General features: G+C 62.3%; 3 protein-coding genes. All 3 read left to right on the top strand.

The window, feature by feature from the left end; all coding sequences use genetic code 11:
• Window positions 1–536 (top strand): hypothetical protein (locus AABE10_RS36055; protein ID WP_342937816.1); only part of this gene is annotated, 536 nt, incomplete at its 5' end.
• 90 nt (window positions 537–626) lie between these two features.
• Window positions 627–2,006, top strand: a complete 1,380-nt coding sequence (locus AABE10_RS36050) for a hypothetical protein (RefSeq protein ID WP_342937815.1) — start codon at window positions 627–629, stop codon at window positions 2,004–2,006.
• A 197-nt stretch (window positions 2,007–2,203) separates the two neighbouring features.
• Window positions 2,204–2,611, top strand: coding sequence for a hypothetical protein (locus tag AABE10_RS36045; protein WP_342937814.1), 408 nt, complete (start codon window positions 2,204–2,206; stop codon window positions 2,609–2,611).
• Window positions 2,612–2,879 lie beyond the last annotated feature (268 nt).

The following is a 2,879-nucleotide window of genomic DNA, read 5'->3' as shown; positions in this document are numbered from 1 at the left end:
GGAGCGTCGTTTCCCGCGCATCCCGCGATAGACATCAAATTTCGATCCGGGCTGGAGTTCTTCAGCCCGTCATTCATCAAAGGCTGCACCCACCCGGGTGTGGCCTTTTTTGCTTTCTGAATCCTATGCCCGAACTACTCGAACCACCCGCCGTGCACGCCAGCACGCCGTTTGATCCTGCCGAAAAAACTGTCCGGCAGGTCGTCGACCACATAGAGCATGCCCTTCGTCAGTCTGAAATCGAACCGGAATGGGTTGATGCTGCCAATCTCGTTGGGGACCCGAACGAAGACTACTTCGGGCTGGTCGATACACGTGACTGGCCTGATGGCGGCACCCCGCGTCGGCGTCTCGCGCTGTCTGTCACGCGCGGATACTCGGAAGGCTGGATGATCCAGATCGACTTCATCCAGTTCATCGAAACCGGCGAGGCTGGCCACTGGAAGAGCCAGCCCGTTCTGCGCATCAAGACCTTGTCGCGCACGCGAGCGTGGGCCGTCGCTGCCGTCGTGTCGCGGATGCTCGACATCGACTGATCACCCCCGTCTTTCATCTACTTCACACCCATTCGGGGCCAACGTCCCCAGATGGGGTGTTGGCCCCGCTTCTTTTGGAGCCAACTCCCTATGTACAAACTGACGATTCCCGGTGAAACCTTCCTTGTCGCCACGCTCGCCGGTGTGCTGTCCCTGTTCCGTGATGAGCGCGTGCAGGCAACCGAAACGGCGCTTATCGGGCTGCAGTGCGACAGCGCTGCCGCAACCGTTACGCGCTACAACGGCACGCTGGCGATCCGCCGCGCTGGCACGGCGGCCGAAGTAATCGCATCCCTCTTTGACGAGGTCCGCGCGCACTGGCTCGGCCAATATGGCGCGGAGCCGAAGCCGTGGCAGATCCGCCCGGCGCATTGGGACGAACTGTTCAGCCTGTTCGATCTTTCTCGCGCGCCGGAGCGTTTCCTGTCCAGCAGCCAGATTGATGCGGAACGTGCAGCAGCGCGCAACGCTCGCCAGTTCTTCGACCTGTCGCCGTTGTTCCATCACGCAGCCGTTGAGCGCTTCGGCTTCGGGGCAGGCGGGCCGCCCGCGCCGGGTGGTGGCGTGAACGCCAGGCATGAGGTGCACGTGGCGTACGCACTGTTGCGCAACGAGCCTGTGCCTGATGTGGTGCTCGAGGATTATCGAAAGATGGAGTGTGCCTTTCGCTACGACCTGGAGTGGGCAGAATCGTTGCTCAACGTGGTTGAGCTACGCGGGCGCATGCCGGCCGAGAAACATCGGTGGGTGGTGTCGGTGATGCGAGCCGCGAAGCTGCCGATTACGGCTCAGAACGTGGACGCGATCGTAGCGGCCGTCGACGGCTTGCCGGCTGCCTGTGATTTCGTCTCGGTCGACGACGCGCTTTTCGCGGCAGGTATCCTGTCCGCGGAGTCATTGCCGCCGATGTTCAACGAGCCGCTGACGTTGGGAACACCCGTTAATGCTTTCGCCGGGCGTCTGCGCCAGATTCTGGCCGACTCGAAGCGGGACAAATCTCTGGACAGGGCCGACATGGAGCGCACCCAGGGGCGCACGACTGCGCGACGGCATAAGCTGGAGCGTGAGATGGCGTTGCTCTCGCATGGTCGTGAGACCTTCGAATGGGCAAACCGCATGGCCGTCGCCATCGAACAGCATCACCTCCCGTTGTTGCTGGAGGTGCTGGACAGCCCCGACGATCGAAACCGCAGCAGCAAGCGCGCCGTCGAAGAGCATTACGGCGTCAAACTGCGTGGCGGTAACTCGAAAACCCGGCGTCGCGCAATCTTCGCCCTGTGCGGTATGGATGAAGCGGCCCAGGCAGCGTGGGAATCGGCTGATGCGGAACGCAAGGCGGCGCAACGAAAGGCGGAAGATGCGCAACGTGCGAAGGAGGCGGCGCAACGCACGAAGTATCAGCGCGCCGACGGTGTCATCATCGACGGCGCACAGCATGTCGAAGCTGCGATCGAGGAGGGGCTTCCGTGAGATCCGCGATTGGCGCAAGGGGGCGAGCAGGCAGTATGCGCTCGTGAATCCCGAGCGTGGCGAGGCGAGGACACTGCGTGCGAAGGATGGCACGCTGGATTATGCGCGCGCGATGCTCGAGCGCGTTGCAGCCTGAGGAGACTGTCGTGCGATTCGATCGATATCCTCGTTATGAGGGCTACCGCTGGACGTCGCGCATGGAGACGCTGCACCTGCGTCGCCAGGAGCGTGCCGCCGACAGGATTGCGCAGGCGTATCCGCTGTTTGCCGACCAGATTGAAGCGCCACGTGCGCTTTCGGTCGACGAAGAAAGGGAGCGTCGTGAGCGCATGTTCGACCGCAGCGAGCAACGCATGCGTGACCTGTTTGCCCGCCAGTGGCGTGACGCGCGTCGCGAGTACTTCGCGTGTCCCGCCGAAGTGCGCGAGCTGATCATGGGAGAGTGGAAAGCGTGGCGCGGTCCGGCCAACCCTGTCTGCTTCTCCTATGTGATGGAAAAGCACAATGGCGTAGGCGCGGAAAAATCACGCGTGTTCCGCGAGCGGGAAGCGGCGATGATTGCCCGGATTGACGGTGCACGCCTCGCGCAGACCTCGCTGCTCTGAAGCAATTTTCCTGAATCACAGCCGGCGCTCAGCGCCGGCTTTTTTTTCGCCGTCGGTATCAGACTCGCGGTCAAAGCGGGGTTGTTTTGCGCATGATTCGGGCAACTAGCGGCGCTTTCCCGGCATAGACTTGCATCATCACCTGCGTCACTGACGCATCGACCCGCCGGATTCCGGCAACAAGTCTGCCCTGGGGGACGTCCTCCCTTTACGGGCGACACCGGGGTACTACATTCTGAGGCCCCCATGACTCAACAGAACGCTTCCG

The organism is Paraburkholderia diazotrophica, from assembly GCF_038900755.1.
GTDB lineage: Bacteria > Pseudomonadota > Gammaproteobacteria > Burkholderiales > Burkholderiaceae > Paraburkholderia > Paraburkholderia diazotrophica_A.
The sequence above is the reverse complement of the archived record's forward strand: the minus strand, read 5'-3'. Positions and strand labels throughout refer to the sequence as shown.

Excerpts from the sequence above, each read along its gene's own strand:
- AABE10_RS36050 (WP_342937815.1), top strand. The coding sequence starts at position 627 with ATGTACAAACTGACGATTCCCGGTGAAACCTTCCTTGTCGCCACGCTC.
- AABE10_RS36045 (WP_342937814.1), top strand. The coding sequence starts at position 2,204 with ATGGAGACGCTGCACCTGCGTCGCCAGGAGCGTGCCGCCGACAGGATT.